Raw genomic sequence first — 26,217 nt, 5'->3', positions numbered from 1 at the left:
GGTGGAAACTCTCGAAAACGCCACAACTGAATCAAGCTTTACCAAATCAGAGGTTTAAAGAGATGGGACTGTACTCGTTGTTAGAAGGGTACAAGAAGTTAGCAGTATAATTGGAACCGCCGTATGCAACATCGCTTGTACGGTGTGAGAGGACGGGAGCCGTGAGGCTCCCTCCTACTCGATTTTTTTCTGCAAAAACTCCAATTAAGTATCATACTAGCTACATAGGTCAGCTTATTCATTAATAAGATTGAATTTAACTTAAGTTTGAACCAATTAGCGCTTGAATCAGTCTAAGTAACAGGCTAATTCTACATTGGCATAGCTTAATGTTTGGTTTCTGTAGTTTTGAGTGGGAAAGGTGAGCCAAAATAGGCTCGCTTTTTTAATGAATGTTATATATTTGAATCGTATCAGTGATCATAAATCATTACACATTCTCAATGCTCCCACTTAAACCTTTGGTTTGTCAGAGGAGTTGAACACATGGGGATTGCACTTCCCAATTTTTCTAAAAAATGGGTATTTATGGCATCGCTAGGTGCTTGTATTCTATTTTTGCTTTCACCATTATCCAGTTTTGCTAAGGACAAAAAACAACAGACACCTCAGCCCGTTGCGGTTACGGTCGAGCCTGTAAAGCAAGGGTATTTTTATGATCTTGTTCAAGAAGTTGGCAAGCTGCGAGCTGTTGCTTCCTCAGACTTAAGTTTCACTGCGGCTAATAAAATCACCAAGATTTATTTTAATAACGGCGATAAAGTCCGAAAAGGTGATTTGATCGCTCAGCTCGATAACACCGAAGCGAAAGCTGACCTAGACAAGTCCAAAAGTACCTTAGCATTGGCTCAAACTAATGTTGATAGGGTTAATGACTTACTGCAACGTGAACCTTACGCGTTATCAAAACAAAATGTTGATGAAGTTAAAGAAAAATTAGATTTAGCTAAAGCGGATTACCAACAAAAACTCGCAGCGATGAAAGATTATCAAATCATCGCGCCTTTCGATGGTCAGTTAACCAGTTTTACCCAATCCGTAGGTAGTCACATTGCTGCAGACACGGCTTTAGTTACCTTGTATCAATTAACTCCAGTTGAGGTTGATTACGCCGTTAGCCAAAAAGACTTTGGTAAAGCGAACAAAGGTCAACGTGTCAGTGTTACCGTTGATGCGTATAAAGATCGCACCTTTTATGGTCAGGTCAGCTATGTAGCACCAGCCATTGATCCTAATTCGGGTCGAGTAACCATTAGAGCAAAATTGGATAACCCTGACTATGCCTTAGCTCCAGGAATGTTTGCCAAAATTAAGCATTACTTTGGTCATCGTGAAACTCAGCTACTAGTGCCACAAAACTCAGTGCAAGCCAATAATGAAGAACGTTATGTGTGGGTGGTTACAAAAAATCGAGTTCAAAAGCGTGATGTACAACTAGGAAAAAATACCAACAACGGTTATGTAGCCGTTACTCAAGGTTTAAAGCAAGATGAGTTGGTAGTGAAAACAGGCATGCAAAATCTTACTTCTAGTTCGACAATTCATATTCTAGAACCTAAGCAAGATAAACCAGATAAAACCTCTTCTGACGCACCTCATACTGATAATGGAGTATCTCACTGATGCAATTGCCAGAAGTCTGTATTCGTCATCCAATATTTGCTTCAATATTAAGTATTATGGCAGTGCTATTTGGGATCATCGCTTTCCAAAAACTCGAAATTCAATACTTTCCAGAGCATACCAAACATACAGCTTCAGTAAGCGCATCTGTTCCTGGTGCCAGTGCCGATTTTATGTCTAGCAATGTTGCTGATAAATTAATTGCTGCCGTAGGTGGACTAGATAAAGTCGAAACTATGACGACCAATTGTAATATTGGAAGTTGCTCGTTAAATATCAAATTTACCGATGATACGAATGACATCGAATACACTAATTTGATGAATAAATTACGTTCCAGCATCGAAGCGATTGATGACTTCCCCAGTGCTATGGTGAACAAGCCGACGGTGACGGATGACATTTCGGCCGGAGGTTCCAGCAGTAGCAATATCATTACCTTTGTAAATACTGGCGGAATGACTCAACAACAAATGTACGATTATATCGTGCAGCAATTAGTCCCCCAGTTTAAACATATTAATGGTGTTGGAGCCGTTTGGGGGCCTTATGGTGGTTCACACAGAGCTGTAAGAGTTTGGCTTAACCCCGATCAAATGAAAGAATTAAAAGTCAGTACTGCTGATGTGGTAACAGTGCTTGATGCTTATAATTCAAGCTTTACAGCAGGGTCTATTGTGGGTAAAGCACGAAACTTTTCTTTAAACCCTGTTACTCAAGTTCAGTCCGTTGACGATGTTAAACAATTAGTTATCAGGCAAGATGATAACAATCGCATTATTCGTATGTCGGATGTTGCCGATGTAGAAATGGGAGAAAGAAGCTTAAACCCATCGCAGTTATCCATTGATGAAAAGCCAGGGTTAGCGATTCAAGTTCGACCGCTAAGGAATGCCAATCCGGTTCAAGTATCGGCATTAATCGTCAAAGAAATCGAGCGCATGCAAAAGCGCTTACCACAAAGCATTCAAATGCAGCTGGTGTACAATCAAGCCGACTTTATTAACGCTTCAATTCATGAGGGCTTTTCTGCATTAATGGAAGCGATTGTGCTTGTCTCTATCGTGGTCCTGATTTTTTTAGGAAGCTTGCGAGCGGCCTCAGTCCCCATTATTACTATTCCAGTCTGTGTTATTGGTGTGTTTGCCGTGATGTCATACCTTGGCTTTAGCATCAATGTGTTAACCATCTTAGCGATTATTTTAGCCATCGGTCTGGTGGTGGATGATGCCATTGTTGTGGTTGAAAACTGCTATCGACATATTGAGCAAGGGGATGCCCCTTTTGATGCCGCCCTCAAAGGCTGTAAAGAAATTATTTTCCCAGTTATTTCAATGACATTAACTTTGGCTGCCGTATACCTGCCAATAGGGTTAATGTCGGGCTTAACCGTAGATTTGTTTAAGCAATTTTCGTTTACTCTAGCCGCTGCAGTGATCATTTCGGGTATGGTTGCATTGACGCTATCGCCTATGATGAGTGCGTATTTATTGAAGCCCGCATCTGATTATGCTGTCTGGTTTAGAAGAGTAAATCGATTTCTACATGAGTTAAATGATACTTATACTCGGTTATTAAAGCGCTCTTTGACTAAAAAAGGGCACTTATTTGGTATCGGTGCGATATTGGTTGTTTTGGCAAGCATTGCGTACTGGCAGTTACCGAAGATATTACTACCTCAAGAGGACTCTGGTTTTATTCAATTGGTATCGAAAGCGCCTGTTGGAGTAGGACGTAGCTATCATTTAGAACATATAAACCAAATTAACGATTTATCGAAAGGAGAGCCTGCGGTTCGTACTAATTTATCATTCATTGAAAGCCAGCTTACAAACTTTATTCTGCTTAAGCCGTGGGATGAACGAAAGCAAGACATCAATGATGTGATCAGTGATTTAATGGAAAAAGCGAAAAAGACCGTTTCGGCTTATGGGGTTTCGTTTAGCATTTATAATGCTGACAATTTAAATATTAGTAAAAATGTTGTACTCGAAATTACTGCCCTGCGGCGAGGAAAAGAGGCCTTAAGCCAATCGGCTAAAAAGGTGACGCAACTTTTGAAAAACTACCCTGGACTGGCAAATGTTAATAACTCATTGGTGAGGGATCAGCTCAGGTATGATCTCAGTATCGATCCAAATGCCATTACACTTTCTGGTGTCAGTTATTCTGACGTAACCAATGCTCTTTCAGTATTTTTAGGGTCGGTAAAAGCGGCTGACTTACACGCCAAAGATGATCAGACCTATTCGATTCTAGTGCAGGTGAACCAAAAGGATTTGGGTGACTTCAATGTCCTAAATAAACTCTATGTCACTTCTGCTTCTGGGCAATCTTTGCCATTGTCTCAGTTTGTGACCATTAAAGAGGCTACCGCAGAGTCGAGTATTAAAACCTTTGGAGGTATGGACAGCGCACAAATTACCGCAGATATTGCTCCGGGATACTCAACCAGCCAAATTAAAGATTACATCGATGAGAATGTGCCAAAGCAGTTAACCTCATCTCAAGACTTTGTATACAACGGAGTAATTAAAGAGTTAATGGATTCTCAACGAGGTACTGCTTCGTTATTTTTCTTGGCATTAGTGTTCATTTACTTAATCTTAGCGGCGCAATTTGAAAGCTTTGTAGATCCCTTAATTATCCTGCTGACAGTGCCGTTATGCTTGGTAGGTGCTTTACTGACTCTGTATATATTCGGTCAAAGCCTCAACATATATTCGCAAATAGGTTTGCTAACTCTAGTTGGATTAGTGACTAAACACGGAATTTTATTAGTTGAGTTTGCCAACAAGCAGCAAGATAAAGGTGTTAAAGCACTTGATGCGGCAATTTTGAGTGCGCAGTCAAGGTTACGTCCGATTTTGATGACATCATTAACCATGATTTTAAGTGCGATTCCACTGGCATTGGCAACAGGACCAGGCTCATTAGGGCTTGCCAATATTGGATTAGTGCTAGTGGGCGGATTGATTGCTGGTACTTTGTTTTCGCTATTCGTTGTTCCTGTGGCTTATGTGGCGATGGCGCAGCTGCGAGCAGAAGATGCGTTGGCTAGCTTACGGAATCATAGTCGAAAATAAGATTAGGCTGGCAACAATACTCCTGCTTGGGGTAAGCTGCTATAATATAAATCAAGACGTTCAGAAATTTACTGAACATTAGTACGAAAGAGCAGGATTGTTACATCTCACTTATGGGGCGGTATGGTTTAAACCTATTTTCTCCCGCTTTTTCTATGACATTAACTTTCCCCTGTGCAGACCAAGTTCAGCACGGGCTTCTTTTGCTTTAAGGAGAGAGAATCATTATGAATAAGGTTCCAATGACGGTTGTCGGTGCAGAACAACTTCGCAAGGAATTAGACCACCTTAAGTTTGAGCGCCGTCCACAAATTTCAGAAGCCATTGCTGAAGCAAGAGAGTTGGGTGATCTTAAAGAGAATGCTGAATATCATGCGGCGCGTGAAGAACAAGGTATTTGTGAAGCACGAGTTCGTGATATTGAAGGTAAGCTGTCAAACGCTCAAATCATCGATGTGACTAAAATGGAAAACACCGGAAAAATCATCTTCGGTACTACAGTAACCATTTTAAATCTTGATACTGACGAAGAAGTAACGTATCGAATCGTTGGTGATGATGAAGCCAACATTAAAGAGAACCTGATTTCGGTGAATTCACCTATTGCACGTGGCTTAATTGGCAAAATGGAAGGCGATGAAGTGGGAATTAATACCCCTGGTGGCCTAACAGATTACGAAATCGTAGAAGTGCAATATATCTAAATTCATTAGATATATTTGCATTTTATGCTGAAAATCGATTAAATTACGAGCTCCTAAGGGGGCGTATTTGAATTTGACTCAATCCATAAAATCCACTGTATTTATTTGTCTAATGACACTTTTTGTTGTTATTGGAGCAGTGCAGTTGAGTCAGATTTCGAGTCATGGAATTGGAGAAAATACTTCTGTAGTTTCTCCTTCTTCACATGAAATCAACCAATTTTATCCTAAAAGTGCTAGTGCTCAATCTCATCTACCTACTTCAATGGTGAAAGTTCACCAGATTGAGTTGGAACAACTGCTTCATGACAGTAATCCTACGCAATTTATCTATACAAACTCGCTTCGTTATCTTTCATTAGTTCAATTTAGTCACGATAATATTCACCCTGAATACCAATTGTTATCGGAAGTGGATTTGCCACCTGCGCCTCTTCTTAGTAAAGGCTATCAATCTCAATTCAATCAGCAACTTGACTGGCTTTTAACACATCAAGCTCATCCAACACGCTTAAACAGTTGGAAAGAGTCCAATCTTATTTATCGTTTTATTCAGCAAGCCTGAGTCTCTCTTTCTAGAAATTTTCATAATTTAACTATTATTAATTGAGCGGTCGCCTCAATGAGTCGGTGATCGACATACACAATTGAAAGAGAGTAAACATGAGAAATGCTCGAACAGGTAAGACGCTGAATTATACAGCGCGCTGGAAGTATATCGTTTTTATTGCATCAGTATTGGTGATGCTATTGAGCTCTATCCCGTCATGGTATGGCGAAGATGGCGCAGTGCAGTTGGGCAAAAAAGCGGTAGATGAAATGTCATTACAGCAAACCCAGCAAATTTTAAAAGACGCAGGCATCATCCCTAAACGTATAGACGACAATGCCAAAGGACGTGTTGTGGTATTAAAAAGCCAACAGCAGCAAACCGATGCGAAAGACTTATTAGCCAAACATTTAAAACACCCTGAAGCCGTTACCTTAGCATTATCACCAGCTGCACCGAAATGGTTGCTGGAATCCGGGTTTTCACCAATAAAGCTAGGCTTAGATCTACGTGGCGGAGTGCAATTCTTACTCGATGTAGATGTAGATGTTGTGTATCACGCTCACGGTGCGCAAATTATCGATGAGTTGCGCCAAGCCTTGAGAGAAAAGCATGTTCGTGGAGTTAGCTTTCATCAAGGTCAGGGTGAGCAAGTCAAAGCTCTGAGCTCATCAGATGAGGCACTTACGGCAATACGTAAATTTATCTCAACAACAGAACCTACATGGCAGGTGGCAAGTACCGATGGTGGGGTTCGTTTATTTTTGAAAGATAAAGAGAAAGTGAATTTACGTAATATGACGGTGCAGCAAAACCTACAAATTATGCGAAGCCGTATTGAGCAGTTAGGGATCACCGAGGCACTTGTGCAACGTCAGGGCGATCACCGCATTCGTATTGAATTACCAGGTGTGCAAGATCCTGCATCTGCTAAAAAAGTCATCGGTGCGACAGCAAGTTTGGCTTTCTATGGCGTGAAAGAGCAAGGTGATGTTAATGCGCAGATGATCCCAAATCAGAATGGCCGTCCTGTATATGTCGCGCGTCGACCAGTTCTTGGTGGTGACCACATTGTTGATGCTAGAGCCGCCGTAAGCAAAATGGGATTGGCGAAAGTGAATATCACTCTGGATGGTGCGGGTGGTACCTTAATGTCACATTTTTCTCGTGACAATATTGGCAAACCAATGGCGACGTCTTTTAGTGAATATAGTCGCGGTGATAATGGTAAAGCCAAAAAGAATACCCACATTATCAGTATTGCTACCATCCAGAGCCAGCTTGGTTCTCGCTTTGAGATCACTGGTGTCGGCACGATGCAAGAAGCCCAACAGTTAGCTCTGTTATTGAGAGCTGGCTCTATGACTGCTCCAGTCACTATAGTGGAAGAGCGAACGATAGGTCCAAGCTTAGGCGCAGAAAATATCGATAATGGTATAAAGGCCTTAGCACTTGGCCTTGGGGTTACCTTGGTATTCATGGCTCTCTGGTATCGTCGCCTGGGCTGGGTCGCCAACATTGCACTTATCTGCAATATGATCATCTTATTTGGCTTGATCTCACTATTGCCTGGGGCTGTATTGACGCTCCCTGGTATCGCAGGGTTAGTGCTTACTGTCGGTATGGCTGTTGATACTAACGTGCTTATCTTTGAACGGATCAGAGATAAGATGAAAGAGGGTCGCAGCTTTGCAGGTGCTATAGATACAGGCTTTGACAGTGCATTTTCGACTATCTTTGATGCCAACTTCACAACGTTAATCACAGCAGTGGTGCTATACGCCATAGGTAATGGCCCCATACAAGGGTTCGCATTGACCTTAGGCTTAGGTTTGATCACCAGTATGTATACAGGCATTTTTGCCTCAAGAGCCATAATCAATTTGGTATATGGACGTAATACTAGTCGCGAAGTGAGGGTGTAAAGATGAGAGAATTTATTAAAAAGCACGCGACACGTTTACGCTACATGACCAGCGTGATTTCCGTGGTTGCGATGATAGCTTCGATAACTGTTATTGCAATGAATGGCCTTAACTGGGGCTTAGACTTTACCGGTGGCGTAGTATCTGAAGTTCAAATTGATAAGAATGTTACCCCTGATCAAATGCACCCAGTATTGAATAAAGCGTACCATCAAAAGGTAGAAGTCATCTCTGCGAGTGAACCGGGGCGTTGGGTACTGCGATACAGTGATGTACCTGCTAATGCTAAAGACCATCCAGATTTGAAGCAGGTCTTAACACCTATCAGCAAAGAGGTCGATGTACTTAATACCAGTATTGTTGGTCCACAAGTTGGTGCAGAATTAGCTAACCAAGGAGGCTTAGCATTACTTATTTCTGTATTGTGTATTCTTGGTTATCTCAGTTTCCGATTTGAATGGCGCTTAGCGTCAGGAGCATTGTTTGCACTCGCTCATGATGTGGTATTTGTGTTGGCATTTTTTGCTTTCAGCCAAATGGAGTTTAACCTGACGGTATTAGCGGCAATTTTGGCGATTTTGGGTTATTCATTAAATGACTCCATCATTATTGCCGATAGGATCAGAGAACTCTTAGTTGCCAAACCCAAGGGCAATATCACCCAGTTAAACAATGACGCTGTAGGGGCAACATTCTCAAGAACCATGGTGACATCTGGCACAACATTGATGACGATTGTGGCATTGTGGATCATGGGTGGCGACGCGCTTAGAGGGTTTTCAATAGCTATGTTTATCGGAGTGCTAACAGGTACTTGGTCTTCAATTTCGGTAGGGACGTCTTTACCAGAATATTTAGGATTAAAACCAGAGCATTACAAACCAAAAATTATTTCTGATCATCCCTAGCTGATGTATTTTTGCCATAAAAAAGCCGCTAAATATCGAGCGGCTTTTTATAAATGATTAAAGCGATAAATTAACGCGCTTTAGGTATTGCGACTTTCTTTTCTTCTGATTGACGGAAAAGCACAACGATGTGACCGATTTGCTGTAGTTTTACAGCGTTTGTTTCACGAACGATTGCGCCAATCACGGCTGCTTTCATTTCACGATCCGTTGATGGCACTTTTACCTTAATCAATTCGTGATGCTCAAGCGCATTGTCGATTTCGGCTAACACACCTTCAGTTAAACCATTAGCACCAAGAAGTACAACAGGCTTCAAGTCATGAGCTAAGCCTTTAAGGTGCTGTTTTTGTTTGGTAGTTAAGTTCATATAACCTACTTCTTTTTTGGTTAGACAACCAAAGTTACAAAATTTCTATTGAAAACCCGTTATTCTACCCTTATATACCATTCATATTATACCTATTTGTTGTGGTTTATTGATGACAGCGAAAAAAAGAAGCGCAAGTTCCACAAGGTGGATGCAAGAACATTTTGATGATCACTATGTCAAAGAGGCGCAAAAAAGAGGCTTGCGCTCACGAGCCGCATTCAAATTAGAAGAGCTGCAGAACAAAGATAATTTGATCAAAAAGGGCATGACTGTCGTAGATTTAGGTGCGGCACCCGGTGGTTGGTCTCAAGTCGCGGTGAAATTGACTGGTGAATCAGGAAAAGTAATTGCTTGTGATATTTTACCAATGGATCCCATCGTTGGAGTGGATTTTCTGCAAGGTGATTTCCGTGAGGATGCAGTATTAGATGCACTATTAAATCGTGTTGGCAGTGATAAAGTAGATGTTGTACTCTCCGATATGGCACCAAACATGAGTGGTGCTGGAGTGGTAGACCAGCCTCGTGCAATGTATTTAGTTGAGCTAGCATTAGATATGTGCCATCAAGTTTTAGCCCCAAACGGCAGCTTTGCTGTTAAAGTATTCCAAGGCGAAGGCTTTGATGAATACATGAAAGCCGTAAGGCAAGCATTTAAAGTGGTGAAAACCCGCAAACCTGATTCATCACGAGCACGCTCTCGTGAGGTCTATATAGTGGCGACGGGTTACAAGTTGTAGTAACCTAATCGTTAAATTTTAAAAAATCACCTTTGAGGTCGAATAACTTGAGTGATATGGCTAAAAATTTAATTCTCTGGGTCGTCATTGCCGTGGTGCTGATGACCATATTTCAGGGATATTCTCCTTCTTCTTCTTCGAGTCAGAAGATGGACTATACGACATTTGTACAAAATGTTGAGAAACGCAACATTCCAGAAGTTGAAATTAAAAGTGATCAGAGAACCATTACCGGTCAGACTCGCTCAGGTGAGAAATTCACCACAATTATGCCAATGTACGACAAAGATCTTATCAATGATCTGATTGCGAAAGGCGTAAAAATTAAGGGTGAACAAGCCGAACAAACCAGTTTCCTCACTCAAATCTTTATTTCTTGGTTCCCAATGATCCTGCTGATTGGTGTTTGGATCTTCTTTATGCGCCAAATGCAAGGTGGTGGCGGTAAAGGCGCCATGTCATTTGGTAAGAGCAAAGCCAAGCTCATGAGTGAAGACCAAATCAATACTACGTTTGCTGACGTAGCGGGTTGTGACGAAGCCAAAGAAGAAGTGACTGAGTTGGTGGATTACCTTAAAGATCCAACCAAATTCCAAAAGTTGGGTGGTCGTATTCCTACTGGTGTATTGATGGTAGGCCCTCCTGGTACTGGTAAAACCCTTTTAGCTAAAGCTATTGCGGGCGAATCCAAAGTACCATTCTTCACAATATCTGGTTCTGATTTTGTTGAAATGTTCGTGGGTGTGGGTGCCTCGCGTGTTCGTGATATGTTTGAACAAGCGAAAAAGTCAGCGCCTTGTATCATCTTTATCGACGAAATAGATGCTGTAGGCCGTCAACGTGGTGCAGGTCTTGGTGGTGGTCACGATGAGCGTGAGCAAACCTTGAACCAAATGCTGGTTGAAATGGATGGCTTTGAAGGTAACGAAGGTATTATTGTTATTGCTGCAACTAACCGCCCTGACGTATTAGACCAAGCATTATTGCGTCCAGGTCGTTTTGACCGTCAAGTGGTTGTGGGCTTGCCTGACGTGAAAGGCCGTGAGCAAATCCTTAAAGTTCACATGCGTAAAGTACCATTGGCTGACAATATTAAAGCCAGCATCATTGCTCGTGGTACACCGGGTTTCTCTGGCGCAGACTTAGCAAACCTTGTTAACGAAGCCGCTTTATTTGCTGCTCGTTCAAACAAACGTACCGTTGGTATGGATGAGTTTGAAAAAGCCAAAGACAAGATCATGATGGGCGCAGAACGTCGCTCTATGGTGATGTCGGAAGAAGAAAAAGAAATGACGGCATACCACGAAGCGGGTCACGCGATTGTGGGCTGTTTAGTGCCGGATCACGACCCTGTTCATAAGGTGACTATCATTCCTCGCGGTCGTGCATTGGGTGTGACCTTCTTCCTACCAGAAGCCGATGCCATTAGTCAAAGCCGTCAGAAGCTTGAGAGTCAAATCTCTGTAGCTTACGGTGGTCGTCTAGCGGAAGAAATGATTTACGGTGCCGAAAAGGTATCAACAGGTGCTTCACAAGACATTAAGTATGCGACTCAAATTGCTCGTAACATGGTGACTCAATGGGGCTTCTCTGAAAAACTTGGTCCGCTATTGTACGCGGAAGAAGAAGGTGAAGTATTCTTAGGACGTAGCATGGCGAAATCAAGCCATATGTCTGATGAAACTCAGGCCATCATTGATTCTGAAGTGAAAGTCATTATTGATGGTAACTACGATCGTGCAGAACAATTGCTTAAAGACAATGAAGACATTCTTCATGCAATGAAAGATGCATTGATGAAGTACGAAACCATTGGTGCTGAGCAAATTGATGATTTGATGAACCGTCGTGAAGTCCGTCCTCCTGAAGATTGGCAAGAAGACAGCTCAGATGCTGACAAAGGCGATGACTCAGGATCGAAAGTTGAAGCAGAGACTAAAGAAGAAAAAGTGGATGTGGATGCTGAGAGTAAGGAAGACCCTAAAGTAGATGACGCTGAAGGTAATCCTGCTAAGTAAAGTTTATTGATGTTGAAAAAGCCCCTGAATAGGGGCTTTTTGCTGTCTGTGGAAGCAATTATGACTTATGTATTAAAAAGCAAAAATAAAAGCCTAGAGTTATCCAAGCCAATCATAATGGGCATTCTCAATGCCACGCCAGATTCTTTTTCTGATGGTGGTCAGTTCAATACCTATGAAACGGCATGTCAGCACGCGGATGAAATGATCGCGCACGGTGCCCAAATTATCGATATTGGTGGTGAGTCTACTCGTCCCGGTGCTCCAGATGTTTCTTTAGAAGAAGAGTTAGCGCGTGTGATCCCTGTAATTGAGCATGTCAGTAAAAAAGACGTGTGGATATCAATCGACACCAGTAAGCCAGAAGTGATGAAACAAGCTGTTGAAGCTGGTGCACACTTGATTAACGACGTTCGTGCTTTGCAAGAGCCTGGCGCATTAGAAGTTGCGGCTAGTCTTAATGTTCCCGTTTGCTTAATGCATATGCAAGGCACCCCAAGAACCATGCAAACAGCGCCAAAATATCAAGATGTGATTGAAGATATAGCCGTGTTTTTTGAGCAGAGAATTAAGGCTTGTATTGATGCAGGAATAAAACGCGAGCATATCATACTTGACCCGGGGTTTGGCTTTGGTAAAACACTGGAACACAATCTTACTATTCTCAAGAATCAAAAAGCGTTTCATCGTTTTGATTTACCTGTTTTGATTGGCTTATCTAGAAAAAGTATGTTTAAGCATTTACTTAATAGAGACGTTGAAGAGCGCTTAGCTGGCAGCTTAGCTGGTGCTATGATTTCAGCGCAGAAAGGCGCACATATCATTCGTGTGCATGATGTGGCAGAAACAGTAGATGTGTTGACTGTTGTTGATGTTTGCCAAGAATAATACCAATTACACCTCCGCACTGATTGCAGTCACTAGTCGGGACTATGAGTGCGGGCATATTATATTTGCATTTTGTATTACCCAGTTCAAAGGCGCTCTATTAAACTCCCTGTTTAATCCTTAAATTCCAGAAGTATCTTTGAGGTGAATATGTGCAGTTTAAAAGTTAAGACTTTAATTTTGGGGTCGTGCTTACTCGTAGTAACTCAAGCGTTGGCGACTGAAACAAAATCAATCTCTGAATTTCTACCTACAAATATGAATGGCTGGTTAGTTGATTTACACGATTGTAAAACAACGACAAAGTACCAACAAATGGATGATCCAAGTACCGTAGATCAACTTGGTTTTTATCGAAGTGAGGGATTTGCCATACTCTCTGATAATCAGCAGGAAGATACTGAGTATTTATCAACAAACCGAACTCAATATTGGTATGAAGACAATATGGAGTTACACCGTTCTATTGATGCGCTAATGATTAGGTTGGACCGTACTTCGAGAGTTTATACGACTAAGCAAGTATTCAGAGATGGTGCTTGGCAAAAAGAATTCCAAGCTATTTTTGAATGTAAAAAAGGTGCAGTATCAGATATAAGCTAAAAGTAAGTGAATTTATTTTAAGAAAAGGTTCCCAAATTAAAGGAACCTTTATTTGTATGAATTTTATTGCTACATAGCCTTTTCAATACCCAGTTTTTTCAACGTATTAGCAATATCTTGAGCGGCTGTTGCTGGTTTTACTTTTTCATTGACATATAAAATTTTTCCATCTTTACCAATCACAAACGTCACGCGACTTGCCACGCCCATCCAATTAAGCACATCATAGGCCTTCGCAGCTTGCTTAGTTGGATCACTTAGCATTGGAAAATCGGCTTTTTGTTCTTCAGCAAATTTTTTATTATCCAATAGTTCATCAACGCTTGCCATCACATAACTAACGTTGAATTCACGGATCAAATGTCCATCTTCAGTTAATGATTTACACTCGATGGTACAACCGTAAGTGTTGGCTTTTGGATACCAAGCCAAAACGACAGCTTGTTTGCCTTTAAAGTCACTCAACTGATAAAACTTACCGTTCGTGGCTTGAAGTTTGAAATTAGGCGCGAAATCGCCAACTGTTAAGTTCGTGGCTTGGCTGGAAAAACTCATTAATATGAGAGATAGAGCTGGCAAAATAGCCATCAGTTTTGAACAAAGTTTAAGCATGATAATTCCTGTTTTAACCAATCACTAAGGTAATGTATTACGGAAGAAAGACGAATAAAGTTTAATGACTTAATTTAAATAAAGTTTAAAAACTATGCAATCCCACAACTCTAGATAAAAAATCTATAAGCGGGTATTGTAAGTTATTCATGTGTTCGTTATTATTCAGCCCGCTTTAAAGGAGACGATAATGGCACTGAGACGTCCTATGATCGCCGGAAACTGGAAGATGAATGGTAGCGCTGAGCTAGCCAAGGAACTCTTCAAAAAGTTTACCGCGAAGCTAGAAAATGATTCAGCAGAAGTGGTTTTATGTCCACCAAGCATTTACATTGAAAGCGTAAGGCAGCAACTTGAAGCCAACAAAGCGCAGTTAAATGGTGCTTTGGTTAGAATGGGCGCTCAAAACGTTAGTCAGCATAACTTTGGTGCGTATACTGGTGAAATTTCAGCTAAAATGTTGAATGATGCCGGTTGTCAGTATGTGATTGTTGGTCATTCCGAACGTCGCCGTATGTACGGTGAAACCAGTGCGATTGTTGCAGATAAGTTTGCAGCTGCTCAAAAAGCTGGATTGACTCCAATCTTGTGTGTTGGTGAATCTGGTCCAGCACGTGAAGCAAGACGTACCTTTGAAGTGATTGCGGAAGAGCTAGATGTAGTGATCGAGAAAAACGGCACATTAGCTTTTGATAATGCAATTATTGCTTACGAGCCATTATGGGCTGTAGGAACTGGTAAAAGTGCAACACCAGAGCAGGCGCAAGAAGTTCATGCGTTTATTCGCAGTCGTCTGTCAGAAGTTTCACCCTTTATTGGTGAAAAGATAAGAATTTTATACGGTGGTAGTGTTACCCCAAGTAACGCCGCAGATTTATTTTCTCAGCCTGATGTTGATGGCGGGTTAATTGGCGGGGCAAGTTTGAACTCTACCGAATTTTTGAGCCTTTGTAGCATAGCGATGAGTTCATAAGACATGTACGAAGTATTATTAGTAGTTTATTTATTAGTGGCTATTGCCTTAATTGGATTGATTTTGATCCAGCAGGGCAAAGGTGCTGATATGGGCGCATCTTTTGGCGCTGGCGCATCAGGAACCTTATTTGGTTCAAGTGGTGCAGGTAATGCCTTAACTCGTGGAACAGCGATTTTGGCAATTGGCTTTTTCATCTTAAGCTTAACTATTGGCCGCATGAGTGCTAATCACACTAAGCAAGATGAGTCTTGGAACAACCTTTCAGCTCCAGCGACTGCAACTGAACAACCAGCTGCACCAGCAAAGACTGATACCAAAAAAGAAGAAAAGTCTGAAAATAAAATTCCAGACTAAGAAAGAATTTGCCGAAGTGGTGGAATTGGTAGACACGCCATCTTGAGGGGGTGGTGTCCTATGGACGTGCGGGTTCAAGTCCCGCCTTCGGCACCAAAATTCACTGAAATTAAACTAATATTTAATTTCAGTGGTAAATAACTAAGCGGAATCATGAACAAATTCAACTTAGTTATTGCAAGTAAAGATGAGAATCACTATACTTGCCGCAGTTGACGCGGGGTGGAGCAGCTTGGTAGCTCGTCGGGCTCATAACCCGAAGGTCGTCGGTTCAAATCCGGCCCCCGCAACCAGCTCCCTATTTTGAATGTCGTAAGCGTTCATTATAGTGTCACAGGTTCATTGTATTAGACCTCGTATCTTACGGGGTTTTTTGTTATATGGACTCTGCAAAATACTTTACTCAGAGTAAAGGTGCAATGGGGCTGTTCAGCCCTTTTTTTGTTTTTCTGGGGGTCGTTTTGGCGAGATTAGAATCCAAACTGGCAGACATGCTCACTGCTCCGGTTGAAGCGTTGGGATATCGCTTGTGGGGCATCGATTATGTTCAGGCAGGTAAACATTCCACCGTTCGTGTTTATATCGACAGTGACAAGGGGGTATCAATTGATGACTGCGTGGAAGCCAGCCGTCAGATCAGTGCTGTAATGGATGTAGAAGATCCCATTAGCAACGAATATACCTTAGAGGTATCTTCACCAGGGGTAGACAGACCGCTGTTTAGTGCAGAACAATACGCTACATATCTTGGTGAAGAAGTAAAATTATTACTGAACATGCCAGTTAATGGCAGTCGTAAATTGAAAGGCGCCGTAACAAAAGTAGAAGGACAAATGCTTTCGCTTGATGTTGATGGCAATGACACGCTAATTGCTTTGGATAATATCCGTAAAGGCAATTTAATAGCGAAGTTTTGATGGTTTCAACCTAGAAAGAGCAGTTGGAAACGTCAATAAACGCAGAAAAAATTGTTGTTAGCAAGGCTTGGATTGAAGTAGTTAGTCATTCTAACTACAAAATCTAAAACGCAGTTAGCGACAATTTTGGCAAGTTTATAGGCGTTCAGCGTTCATTTTTATGAACAAATGATGCTTTTTCTTTGTTTAAAAAATTTAGGCAGTTATTTCAGCTAGGAGCATCTAACTGCTTTTTTTAGGTTCAAGGTGAACGAGGCAAGACGATGAATAAAGAGATTCTACTTGTTGCGGAGGCGGTTTCGAATGAGAAAGCGGTTCCTCGTGAGAAGATTTTTGAAGCGCTAGAGTTTGCACTAGCAACAGCAACCAAGAAAAAATACGAAGGTGATATCGACGTTCGTGTTGCGATTGATCGCAAAACAGGTGAATACGATACGTTCCGTCGTTGGATGGTCGTTCAACCTGAAGAAGGTGAATTACTGGAAAATCCATTCCGCGAAATCACTTTGGAAGCAGCGCAGTATGATGATGCTGAACTTCAAGTAGGCGACTACGTTGAAGAGCAAATCGACTCGATAAAATTCGATCGCATTACCACTCAAACCGCTAAGCAAGTTATCGTACAAAAAGTACGTGAAGCTGAGCGTGCACAAGTGGTTGAGCAATTTGCCGATAAAGAAGGCGAACTAATCACTGGTCTTGTTAAAAAGAGCAACCGTGACACCGTAGTGATCGATTTAGGCAACAACGCTGATGGTGTATTGTTTAAAGACGACATCATTGGCCGTGAAACCTTCCGCCCAGGTGACCGTGTTCGTTCATTGCTTTACTCTGTTCGCCCTGAAGCTCGTGGCGCACAGTTATTCTTGACTCGTACTAAGCCGGACATGCTCATTGAGCTATTCCGTGTTGAAGTACCAGAAATTCAAGACGAAATGATTGAAATTATGAGTGCGGCTCGTGATCCGGGGTCTCGCGCTAAAATCGCGGTTAAGTCTAACGACAAGCGTATCGACCCAATTGGTGCTTGTGTAGGTATGCGTGGTGCACGTGTATCGGCTGTAACCGATGAGCTGAACGGTGAGCGTATCGACGTAGTGTTATGGGATGATAACCCTGCACAATACGTGATCAATGCGATGGCGCCTGCAGATGTTGCTTCAATCGTTGTTGATGAAGATAACCACTCAATGGACATTGCGGTTGAAGAAAGCAGCCTAGCACAAGCCATTGGCCGTAACGGACAAAACGTACGTTTAGCGACTCAACTTACCGGTTGGGAACTGAACGTAATGACTGTTGCTGACATGACAGAAAAGCATCAAGCAGAAAGTGCTAAGATTATCGACTTGTTCGTTAATTCACTTGATATTGATGATGACTTTGCTCAGTTATTAGCAGAAGAAGGTTTTACTTCACTGGAAGAAATAGCCTACGTTCCAGTTTCAGAATTACTTGAAATTGATGGATTAGACGAAGATATCGTCGAGGCATTGCGTGAGCGCGCTAAATCAGCGATTGCCACTCTAGCACTAGCCTCAGAAGAAGCCTTAGATGGTGCAGAGCCAAGTGAAGACTTGCTAGCACTAGAAGGATTAGAAAGACACCTAGCCTTTGTTCTAGCAAGTAAAGGCGTAGTGACGTTAGAAGATTTAGCCGAACAAGGCGTAGATGATTTGATCGAAATTGAAGAATTAACAGAAGAACGTGCTGGTGAGCTGATCATGGCTGCCCGTAACATCTGTTGGTTTGGCGATGAAGAAGCATAAGTCGATCAACAGGGGGAGTATAACTGATGGCAGAAACTACAGTAGAAAAACTAGCCGCAGAAGTGCGTAGTGATAACAATGTTGATCGTCTGATCGAACAGTTCGCACAAGCTGGTATGAAAAAATCGAAAAATGACAAAGTAACTGAAGAAGAAAAAGCGCAGTTATTGGAGCATTTGAAAAAGCAACATGGTGGTGATGAAAAACCACAAACCATGACGCTTCAACGCAAGCAAAAGTCAACGCTAAGTGTATCTGGTAGCTCAGGTAAGTCAAAAGACGTTCAAGTTGAAGTTCGCAAAAAGCGTACTTTCGTTAAACGTGATCCAGCTGAGTTAGCGAAGCAAGCGGAAGAAGAAGCGAAAGCAAAAGCGGAAGCAGAAGCACAAGCTAAAGCAGAAGCTGAAGCCAAGGCCAAAGCGGACGCAGAAGCGAAAGCTAAAGCAGACGAAGCAGCTAAGGCAAAAGCCGAAGCTGACGCAAAAGCGAAAGCAGAAAAAGAAGCCAAAGCTAAAGCGGCTGCAGAAGCAAAAGCCGCTGAGGAACCTAAGATCGATCCTAAAGAAGCTGAAGAAGCGAGAAAAGAAGAAGAGCGTCTAAAAGCCGCTCAAGAAGAAGCTGCACGTAAGAAGCAACTTGAAGAAGAGGCTCAAGCAGCTGAAAAAGCGCGTAAGCTTGCTGAAGAAAATGCTAAGCGTTGGGAAGAAGAAGAGCGCAAGCGTAAAGAAGCGGAAAGTAAATCAGATCACCATATTACAACTTCTCAAGTAGCTCGTGCTGCTGAAGATAAGTCTGATATGGAAGAAGAACGTCGTGGTCGTCGTCGCAACAAGAAAGCGAAAGGCGGTAACAAGCGTGATAATCGTAACGACAGACGCAATAATAAGCGTGGCGCTGCGGCAGCACCAGAATCTATGGCGCATGGCTTCAACAAGCCAGCGGCAGCGGTAACCCGTGACGTTAAGATTGGTGAAACCATTTCTGTAGCAGAACTTGCACAGAAGATGGCGATTAAAGCTACTGAAATCATCAAGCAAATGATGAAGATGGGCTCAATGGTTACTATCAACCAAGTACTTGACCAAGAAACTGCACAACTAGTAGCAGAAGAAATGGGTCACAAAGTAATCCTGACTCGTGAAAACGAGCTAGAGCATCAAGTACTGGCGGACCGTGGCGAAGATCAAGCGGTTGAGCCTCGTGCTCCAGTAGTAACCATCATGGGTCACGTTGACCATGGTAAAACCTCGCTACTTGACTACATTCGTCGTGCGAAAGTTGCTTCAGGCGAAGCGGGTGGTATTACTCAGCACATCGGTGCATACCATGTTGAAACTGACAATGGCATGATCACTTTCTTAGATACTCCTGGTCACGCCGCGTTTACCTCTATGCGTGCTCGTGGTGCGAAAGCAACGGATATCGTAGTGCTAGTAGTTGCAGCTGATGACGGTGTAATGCCACAAACCATAGAAGCAATTCAGCACGCAAAAGCTGCAGAAGTGCCGCTAATCATTGCTGTGAACAAGATTGATAAGCCTGAAGCGGATCCAGATCGCGTTAAAAACGAACTGTCACAACATGGCGTAGTGCCAGAAGATTGGGGCGGTGAGCACATGTTCGTACACGTATCGGCTAAAGCGGGTACTGGTATTGATGAGTTGCTTGAAGGCATCCTACTTCAATCTGAAGTTCTTGAACTAACGGCAGTTCGCGAAGGCATGGCTGCGGGTGTTGTGATTGAATCTAAGCTTGATAAAGGTCGCGGTCCAGTAGCAACAGTTCTTGTACAAGAAGGTACCTTGAAGCAAGGTGATATCGTTCTATGCGGTCTTGAGTACGGTAAGATCCGTGCGATGAAAGATGAGAACGGTAAAGCAATCACTGAAGCCGGTCCATCTATCCCTGTTGAGATTTTAGGTCTTTCTGGCGTACCTCAAGCGGGTGACGAAGCGACTGTTGTTAAAGATGAGCGTAAAGCACGTGAAGTAGCACTGTATCGTCAAGGTAAGTTCCGTGACGTTAAGCTGGCTCGTCAGCAAAAAGCGAAGCTTGAAAACATGTTTGCTAACATGGCTGAAGGTGAAGTTTCTGAACTTAACATCATCCTAAAAGCAGACGTACAAGGTTCTCTAGAAGCGATTGCAGACTCACTAACCAAGCTGTCTACTGATGAAGTGAAAGTGAACATCATCGGTCGTGGTGTAGGTGCATTGACTGAAACTGATGCAACGCTTGCAGCAGCGTCTAACGCGATTATGGTTGGCTTTAACGTTCGTGCTGATGCTCAGGCGCGTAAGACTATCGAAGCAGAGAGCGTTGACCTACGTTACTACAGCGTTATCTATAACTTGATTGATGAAGTGAAAGCAGCCATGAGCGGTATGCTTGCGCCTGAATTCAAACAAGAAATCATCGGTCTTGCTGAAGTACGTGATGTATTTAAGTCTCCTAAACTTGGCGCAATTGCAGGTTGTATGGTTACTGAAGGCATCGTTAAGCGTAGCGCTCCAATCCGTGTACTTCGTGAAAACGTAGTTATCTACGAAGGTGAACTTGAGTCACTACGTCGCTTTAAAGACGACGTACAAGAAGTTCGTAACGGCATGGAATGTGGTATCGGCGTTAAGAACTACAACGATGTTAAAGTCGGTGACCAAATTGAAGTATTCGAAACCGTCGAAGTGAAAAGAACACTTTAATATCGAATAACAAAGGGCGGCATTAGCCGCCCTTTTAGTTAAGAGCTTTGAAAGCAAACTGTCCTTCCTGTATCGATAGGAATAAAAAGCTTTAATTCCAAGTGAACCATTAAAGCTATGTATTCGTGCTAACAAATCTCAATAAAGGTAAAGATAAACAAACGCTGAAACGCTGCAAGCCCATCCATGGGCGCTTGGCCTCGGCATCCATGCATCGGACATTCAGCTTATTGCTCATCTTCACCTGTGCAAGTTCATCAGTTTGAATATAAGAAACCTTGTGCAGCCTTGTAAAAATAACGACCTTGAGTGTTATAGGTTTCTAAGTTCGGTAGGAAATAATCATGGCTAAAGAATTCAGTCGTACTCGCCGTATTGGACAACAGCTCCAACAAGAATTGGCGATGGTATTACAACGTGAGATGAAAGATCCACGAGTCGGTTTCGTCACCGTAAATGACGTAGAAGTCTCAAGAGACTTAAGCTTCGCACGTGTTTTTGTCACTTTCTTTGACGAAGATAAAGAGCAAATTAAGCAAAAGCTAGAAGCGCTACAAGGTGCTGCGCCTTACGTTCGTACCTTAATTGCAGGCCGTATGAAGCTTCGAGTCATGCCTGAGCTTAAATTCGAATACGATAGCTCATTGGTTGAAGGTATGCGCATGTCGAATCTAGTCACCGAAGTCGTAACTAAAGACAAAAAAAGAGCCGCAGAAGCCGATAGACCTGAGGATGAGCAGTAATGGCTCGTCGTTCAAAAGGTCGTGCAGTTAACGGCATTGTATTACTTGATAAAGCAACGGGCATGAGTTCGAACCATGCGCTACAGCGTGTAAAGCGTTTGTTCAATGCGCAAAAAGCAGGACATACTGGTGCGCTTGATCCATTAGCAACAGGCATGTTACCCGTCTGCCTAGGCGAAGCCACTAAGTTCTCTCAACACTTATTGGATTCCGATAAGCGTTATTTAGTCACGGCTAAACTTGGTGTTCGAACTGATACTAGTGATTCTGACGGTGAAGTTGTGCAGACTCGTCCTGTCGATTTTACTGAGCAGCAATTGATGGATGCGCTAGATACCTTCCGTGGTGATATCGAGCAAGTCCCGTCGATGTTTTCTGCGCTTAAGTATCAAGGTCAGCCATTATATAAATACGCTCGTGAAGGTAAAACGGTACCTCGTGAAGCACGTAAAATTACCGTGTACGATCTTAAGTTTATCTCCCTTGAAGGCGATGAATTGACCTTAGACATTCATTGCTCTAAAGGCACTTACATTCGTACCATCACCGATGATTTAGGTGAGCTGTTAGGTTGTGGTGCCCATGTGATCATGCTGCGCCGAACTCATGTTGCGGATTATCCTTATGAGCGCATTGTTACCGTAGAAGAAATCCAAGCCATTGCTGATAAAGCGGAAGAAGAGGGCACAGATAAATTCGAAGCCCTCGATAAACTTTTATTGCCAATGGATACTGCGGTTATGCGTTACCCTGAGGTAAACGTGCCACTGGCGATGCTTGAGTATGTAATGCGTGGGCAAGCGGTACAAGTCGCTGGATTAAAGCCTGATCAACTGTTCCGTATCAATATGGGTGAAGATGAAAACAAGTTCTTTGTCGGTATTGGTGAGATGAGCAAAGATGGTAAACTACAACCAAAACGCTTAGTGGTATTACAACCATAATATAGAAGGCTTTGAGCTGTTCCTAAGCTCAAAGCCTTCTATGATGGTATTTTATCATTTTAATATTTAGTGGCTCTTGGCGATTTTGCTAGTTTAATTAATATCTCCATAGCTTCGTGATATTTATCGCCTTGATCTATTGCATGTTTATTAAGCGCTTGTTCAAGGTCGGAAAGCGTTTTAGTAATAAAGCCTCCTACCATTCTACCTGCTACCTCACAGGCAAGCCTAGATGGTGCATCGAAAGGGTGAGTTTTTTGATATCCATCCAAATCAGCTTTTGGAATACCGAATGCACTTCCGATTTCGTGCCACTTGTTGGCAACAGGGTTTAATACATCTAATATTTCATACGTTGTATAGGCGGCAACTTTATTTAAGCCATGATCAAGCTGGCTTTTATAGTAAGGTGTTCTTGTTCTTGTTCTTGTTCTTGCTGGCTGCAATGATTGTGTAGAAGCAGGAGAACCACAGTCCATTGAATCATCGACGGGTTCTGAATCCGAATGTTGTATGAAACTTTCTGCCCTTCTTAATTGAGCTATTGTATTTTTGAGTTGAGTTTGCAATTGTTGCTTTTCTCGTTTTTCTTGTGCAAGTTGTGCGGTTAATTCTTCAATTTCTTGATCACTTATTTCATCTCGCTGCAGAAGCGAATCTTGTTGTCTCTGAAGAGCTGAAGCATGATTTTGTAAAGTTTTATAATCCCGCTGTGCTTGTTGAAGTTGCTCTTTCAATTCCCTATTTTCAGTTTCTAATCCGTTGATTTTTTCATCAATTTGCCCCTGCATGAGTTGCTGCATTTCGACATTGGTTGAATGGGGTTGCATGGGGGCTTCAGAACTAAAAAGGGTTTGGTGCGCTTCAAATTCGTTTTGCACAAGCTGAGAGAGCTGTAAAGATAAGGTGTATTGATTACACTGATTCAATGCTCTAATGACTTTTTGTAGGGTTGGTTGTGGCAGTTCTAAAAATTTAGTTACCATTTCAAGCATTTGTTTATCTATACCTTGTATCTGGTACGTGACTTCTATATTTCTAAGAACACTACGGTCAATGCCTAAATATGAACCAAGCGTAAACCAGTCAGTCACATTTTTAGAAAGGATCCGACTTAACACTGCTGGGTTATCTCTTAAAAACTTCATCATATTAGCATTATCAAGTAGCTGAGATTGATGAGTGCTACTAAGAGCATAAGGTGGCAGTTGATTAGAAACTCTAGGTGGTGCCATGGTAGATACCTTCTATGTACAAATTTTGGAATAGACTAAGTTGTTAGGTTGTAAAGTCAATTAAAACAGTAAGTTATTAATTGATATTAATGTTTTATTAATTAAAGTTTTCTGTAGGTTATTCGACTACATAGCTTGAGTTATTAATAATTTTATTTGAATATTCATTGCTTATGGCATGGAATGCCTGTAGAATTCGCAACCCTTGGACTGGATTAGTGATCGGTTCAAGTTTATTAATTGATTATTTTTTGGAGAAGTTTCATGTCACTAAGTGCAGAAGCAAAAGCAAAAATCGTAGCTGAATTCGGCCGCGGTGAAAACGATACGGGTTCTACTGAAGTTCAAGTAGCACTACTTACTGCTCAAATCAACCACCTACAAGGTCACTTCAAGCAGCACATCCACGATCACCACTCTCGTCGTGGTCTATTACGTATGGTTGCTACTCGTCGTAAGCTAACTGCTTACCTGAAGAAGACTGACGTTGAGCGTTACAACGCACTAATCAAGAAACTAGGTCTACGTCGTTAATTTCGACTTTTAGATTTTAATCTTGATAAAAAAGAGGCTTTCAAAGCCTCTTTTTTTATGCCCTTCGGTCGCCCTACAAAACGGGCGCTCAACGCACACTTAGCGTGTGCTTTTGTATGCCTGAAATTTGGCAAATATATTAGGAAAATCTAGTCAAGTCTTTATATTGCATATCAAACTGTTGAAAGCTATTAGAGTTTCTTCGAAACTCTAGAAAGTCGTGGTGCTGCACACCAGACCGCCAAAAGGGGAAGCCTCCAGCTGCTTCCCCTTTTGAATCCCCTGAGCCGCCCCAACGAAGCTAAGCGTTTCGGTAATTATTGAATAAATGCCTAACGTCTCTGATGGTACATCTGATAGGCAGGACGCCTGAATGTCGTGAAGCACATGGATGTGCGAGAACGACCATGTACCCCAGAGACTAGCCTGACGTCCATGTCAGGCTTACAGCATTTTGCATTCAATAATCCCCTCAACAGCTTCGAAGGGGAATCATCATAGCCTTCAAGGTTATTTGGAGTAGCAGCTATAGCTTATTTTTGCCCCGAATCTGGTTAGAGTTATTAGTCTATAGTTTTGTTCGACAAGAGTTTATTTTGAGTGTTTTTGGATTTTTTATGGTTTTGTGTCTTATTGTTCAGCATTCATTAAGTAATAGCAGATAGCTTATAAGTAGACTTGTATCCATAAAGGTTTGATTATGACAAGTTCATGCATACATGTTGACACCATTGTAAAGCCCTCTATGCAAAAAGAAGAGTCTTCTAAAGCTGAACAATACAAGGTAGAGGGGGAACACGGCAATAGAAGTTATACTCTAAGCACGGTGCAAATTACAATAAAGGCAAGTGTTGAGGATTTTTCTCAGGCTCCTCCACTTCATATACGTCCCTCCTTTCAACTTGATGAGCTAAGGCTCAGCCTTCAATCAATTGATAGTAGCGCTGATCAAACAGAGTTAATTACGCGTCAAAAAGCACTAAATATTAGGTCAGCAAAAGAATACTTGAAGAATATGGAGGATTATGGCTCAACACTAGACTTTGGTAATGCTGCGCATGTTTTTAACCTCTCGAGGAAAACGACAAGAGTTAGCTTTTTAAATGATAAAAATAAAACTCTGCATGATTTGTTAAGTGCTAATACAATAACCGCAGAAGGCTTTAACTTAATCATCGCTTGTTGTAGACCTCAACCAGCGAGTGGTTTTCACCATGCCTTCTGGTTGATGATAATAAAGCATGAGATTGATTTAATAGTGGACTTAACTTTCGGAGATAGAGCTCTTACTCGAGATATGTATTACCCAACATCTAGGGAATTAGTTAAAAAATATTGCAGTTTTTGTGTTAAAAAAACGACTGAATATACTGAGGTTGCAGGAGGCAAACTTTATCATTATCAGTTAAAAGGTCATTCTTCGGAAAATAAAATAAATTGTGATGTGCGAAGGTTGCACTTTTTTAAATGGAAAAGAGAGGAGAGCTGTACCCTTGAGGAATTAAGTGAGCTAGTTGATACGGTATACGGGTGGAGAACAAAAAAACTTGTAGTACATTGTGATATAGGAATTGATAGGACGGGATGCTTACTTGCTGGGGTAATATTAAAACATAAGTTTGAATCAAAAATGTTAACTTGGAAAAATTACATAGATGAGCTTGATCAAGTCATTTTATCATTAAGGCACGATAGAAATCCTTACGTCCTGCAAGATAAACAATTATACATCTTGATTGTTCGCTTGATAGAGCTCTGGCTAACTAAAGAGAGTTGATGCATAGAGCTCCTTTGCTAAAAACACTTTCTCACGGAGAGGTTTAGCTGTGTGAGCTAAGGGGATTAAGTCATAGACATAATAAATCTCGAATTCAAAATATCAAAATTTGTAACTATTCAGCCCATCTGACTCAATCTGCTTAAAATAGCAACGGTTGAGTCACCATTTTACTTGATCCTCAATGATCATTTGACCGATCTTCCCAGTATGTCATGCTGACCAAATATTTAGTCA

General features: G+C 41.9%; 22 protein-coding genes and 2 tRNA genes. 21 read left to right on the top strand and 3 right to left on the bottom strand.

What is annotated here, in order from left to right; genetic code table 11:
* Positions 1–486 precede the first annotated feature (486 nt).
* From D5018_RS16075 to secF, 6 genes are all read left to right on the top strand, one after another.
* Complete coding sequence (locus D5018_RS16075) at positions 487–1,623, top strand: efflux RND transporter periplasmic adaptor subunit (protein ID WP_121840015.1); 1,137 nt, start codon at positions 487–489, stop codon at positions 1,621–1,623.
* Complete coding sequence (locus tag D5018_RS16070; protein WP_121840014.1) at positions 1,623–4,709, top strand: efflux RND transporter permease subunit; 3,087 nt, start codon at positions 1,623–1,625, stop codon at positions 4,707–4,709. Before D5018_RS16075 ends, D5018_RS16070 begins: the two co-directional genes overlap by 1 nt.
* A 227-nt stretch (positions 4,710–4,936) precedes the next feature.
* Entirely contained in the window at positions 4,937–5,413 is a 477-nt protein-coding gene (greA, locus tag D5018_RS16065; RefSeq protein WP_121840013.1) for a transcription elongation factor GreA, read from the top strand.
* A gap of 145 nt (positions 5,414–5,558) precedes the next feature.
* The gene (locus D5018_RS16060; protein WP_133309314.1) at positions 5,559–5,978 is read left to right on the top strand and encodes a hypothetical protein; all 420 of its coding nucleotides are present in this window, start codon (positions 5,559–5,561) and stop codon (positions 5,976–5,978) included.
* Between the two features lie 98 nt (positions 5,979–6,076).
* Positions 6,077–7,888, top strand: a complete 1,812-nt coding sequence (secD, locus tag D5018_RS16055) for a protein translocase subunit SecD (RefSeq protein WP_121840011.1) — start codon at positions 6,077–6,079, stop codon at positions 7,886–7,888.
* Positions 7,889–7,890: 2 nt separating this feature from the next.
* Entirely contained in the window at positions 7,891–8,796 is a 906-nt protein-coding gene (gene secF, locus D5018_RS16050; protein ID WP_165905086.1) for a protein translocase subunit SecF, read from the top strand.
* Between the two features lie 70 nt (positions 8,797–8,866).
* Here secF and yhbY read toward each other — a convergent pair whose 3' ends face one another.
* Positions 8,867–9,166 (bottom strand): ribosome assembly RNA-binding protein YhbY, encoded by a 300-nt coding sequence (gene yhbY, locus D5018_RS16045; RefSeq protein ID WP_121840010.1) that lies wholly within the window; start codon positions 9,164–9,166, stop codon positions 8,867–8,869.
* A 112-nt stretch (positions 9,167–9,278) separates the two neighbouring features.
* Here yhbY and rlmE point away from each other — a divergent pair, with 112 nt between their 5' ends.
* From rlmE to D5018_RS16025, 4 genes are all read left to right on the top strand, one after another.
* Positions 9,279–9,908 carry a 23S rRNA (uridine(2552)-2'-O)-methyltransferase RlmE gene (gene rlmE, locus D5018_RS16040; RefSeq protein WP_121840009.1) on the top strand — a complete coding sequence of 210 codons (630 nt, stop codon included), beginning with the start codon at positions 9,279–9,281 and terminating at the stop codon, positions 9,906–9,908.
* 47 nt (positions 9,909–9,955) lie between these two features.
* Positions 9,956–11,926, top strand: coding sequence for an ATP-dependent zinc metalloprotease FtsH (ftsH, locus tag D5018_RS16035; protein WP_121840008.1), 1,971 nt, complete (start codon positions 9,956–9,958; stop codon positions 11,924–11,926).
* Between the two features lie 60 nt (positions 11,927–11,986).
* A complete protein-coding gene (folP, locus tag D5018_RS16030; protein WP_121840007.1) occupies positions 11,987–12,814 on the top strand; it encodes a dihydropteroate synthase in 828 nt (275 codons plus the stop codon).
* 150 nt (positions 12,815–12,964) lie between these two features.
* Positions 12,965–13,417, top strand: a complete 453-nt coding sequence (locus D5018_RS16025; RefSeq protein WP_121840006.1) for a hypothetical protein — start codon at positions 12,965–12,967, stop codon at positions 13,415–13,417.
* Between the two features lie 69 nt (positions 13,418–13,486).
* On the opposite strand, the gene D5018_RS16020 is transcribed toward D5018_RS16025, so the two are convergent.
* Positions 13,487–14,029, bottom strand: a complete 543-nt coding sequence (locus D5018_RS16020; protein WP_121840005.1) for a peroxiredoxin family protein — start codon at positions 14,027–14,029, stop codon at positions 13,487–13,489.
* 190 nt (positions 14,030–14,219) lie between these two features.
* Between D5018_RS16020 and tpiA the strand changes: the two genes are divergently transcribed.
* The 9 genes from tpiA (at position 14,220) to truB (ending at position 22,434) form a co-directional block, all read left to right on the top strand.
* On the top strand, positions 14,220–15,002 hold the full coding sequence (gene tpiA, locus D5018_RS16015; RefSeq protein WP_121840004.1) for a triose-phosphate isomerase: 783 nt from the start codon (positions 14,220–14,222) through the stop codon (positions 15,000–15,002).
* 3 nt (positions 15,003–15,005) lie between these two features.
* A complete protein-coding gene (gene secG / locus D5018_RS16010; RefSeq protein ID WP_121840003.1) occupies positions 15,006–15,359 on the top strand; it encodes a preprotein translocase subunit SecG in 354 nt (117 codons plus the stop codon).
* A 10-nt stretch (positions 15,360–15,369) separates the two neighbouring features.
* A tRNA-Leu gene (locus D5018_RS16005) sits at positions 15,370–15,455 on the top strand.
* Between the two features lie 120 nt (positions 15,456–15,575).
* Positions 15,576–15,652, top strand: a tRNA-Met gene (locus tag D5018_RS16000).
* A 168-nt stretch (positions 15,653–15,820) separates the two neighbouring features.
* On the top strand, positions 15,821–16,276 hold the full coding sequence (gene rimP, locus D5018_RS15995; RefSeq protein WP_121840016.1) for a ribosome maturation factor RimP: 456 nt from the start codon (positions 15,821–15,823) through the stop codon (positions 16,274–16,276).
* Between the two features lie 263 nt (positions 16,277–16,539).
* Positions 16,540–18,045: a transcription termination factor NusA gene (gene nusA / locus D5018_RS15990; RefSeq protein WP_121840002.1), complete on the top strand. Its 1,506-nt coding sequence runs from the start codon at positions 16,540–16,542 to the stop codon at positions 18,043–18,045.
* A gap of 26 nt (positions 18,046–18,071) precedes the next feature.
* Positions 18,072–20,747 carry a translation initiation factor IF-2 gene (gene infB, locus D5018_RS15985; RefSeq protein ID WP_121840001.1) on the top strand — a complete coding sequence of 892 codons (2,676 nt, stop codon included), beginning with the start codon at positions 18,072–18,074 and terminating at the stop codon, positions 20,745–20,747.
* A gap of 344 nt (positions 20,748–21,091) precedes the next feature.
* Complete coding sequence (gene rbfA, locus D5018_RS15980) at positions 21,092–21,490, top strand: 30S ribosome-binding factor RbfA (protein ID WP_121840000.1); 399 nt, start codon at positions 21,092–21,094, stop codon at positions 21,488–21,490.
* On the top strand, positions 21,490–22,434 hold the full coding sequence (truB, locus tag D5018_RS15975; protein ID WP_121839999.1) for a tRNA pseudouridine(55) synthase TruB: 945 nt from the start codon (positions 21,490–21,492) through the stop codon (positions 22,432–22,434). Before rbfA ends, truB begins: the two co-directional genes overlap by 1 nt.
* A 59-nt stretch (positions 22,435–22,493) precedes the next feature.
* On the opposite strand, the gene D5018_RS15970 is transcribed toward truB, so the two are convergent.
* Entirely contained in the window at positions 22,494–23,669 is a 1,176-nt protein-coding gene (locus D5018_RS15970) for a hypothetical protein (protein WP_121839998.1), read from the bottom strand.
* Between the two features lie 264 nt (positions 23,670–23,933).
* Between D5018_RS15970 and rpsO the strand changes: the two genes are divergently transcribed.
* Both rpsO and D5018_RS15960 read left to right on the top strand, forming a co-directional pair.
* Positions 23,934–24,203, top strand: a complete 270-nt coding sequence (gene rpsO / locus D5018_RS15965; protein WP_121839997.1) for a 30S ribosomal protein S15 — start codon at positions 23,934–23,936, stop codon at positions 24,201–24,203.
* A gap of 700 nt (positions 24,204–24,903) precedes the next feature.
* Positions 24,904–25,980: a protein-tyrosine phosphatase family protein gene (locus D5018_RS15960; protein WP_121839996.1), complete on the top strand. Its 1,077-nt coding sequence runs from the start codon at positions 24,904–24,906 to the stop codon at positions 25,978–25,980.
* The last annotated feature ends 237 nt before the right edge of the window (positions 25,981–26,217 follow it).

This window comes from Parashewanella curva (assembly GCF_003675895.1).
Lineage (GTDB): Bacteria > Pseudomonadota > Gammaproteobacteria > Enterobacterales > Shewanellaceae > Parashewanella > Parashewanella curva.
Note: the sequence above shows the minus strand (reverse complement) of the source record. Positions and strands in the feature narration are given on the sequence as shown.